The organism is Psychrobacter sp. AOP5-GZ1-6 (assembly GCF_052376345.1).
In the GTDB taxonomy this organism is placed as follows: Bacteria; Pseudomonadota; Gammaproteobacteria; order Pseudomonadales; family Moraxellaceae; genus Psychrobacter.
Map to the genome: position 1 here is coordinate 1 of NZ_JBQSVP010000370.1, position 338 is coordinate 338.

The window sequence follows — 338 nt, forward strand, 5'->3', positions numbered from 1 at the left end:
CGTCGCCTTTTTTAGTATTTCGCGTTCCTCTTCAGCCACTTTGAGCTGCCGCTTGAGCTGCTTTATTTCTTGAAGAGCACTCATAAGGTCAGGATCATATTGCTCTGTGCCGACAAGCTTGCCTTGATTGGCTTTGTTATGCCAATTTGATAGCGTTTGCATGGCAATGCCAAGCTGCTTTGCAGTGGCTGAGATATTGCCATTATTGTCTGATATCTTCTTGACGGCCTCGGCTTTAAATTCGTCACTGTAGGTTCTTACTTTCTTGGTCATGATAAACTCCGATTAATACGCTTAGTTTACCAAGTTTACCTCTACGGTTTCTTCAGCATAGCTCA

General features: G+C 43.5%; 1 protein-coding gene. It reads right to left on the reverse strand.

Going from position 1 to position 338, the window contains the following annotated elements; translation table 11 throughout:
* Positions 1 to 273: transposase (locus ACT3RN_RS16250; RefSeq protein ID WP_444518892.1), on the reverse strand; the 273-nt coding region annotated here is incomplete at its 3' end.
* Positions 274 to 338 lie beyond the last annotated feature (65 nt).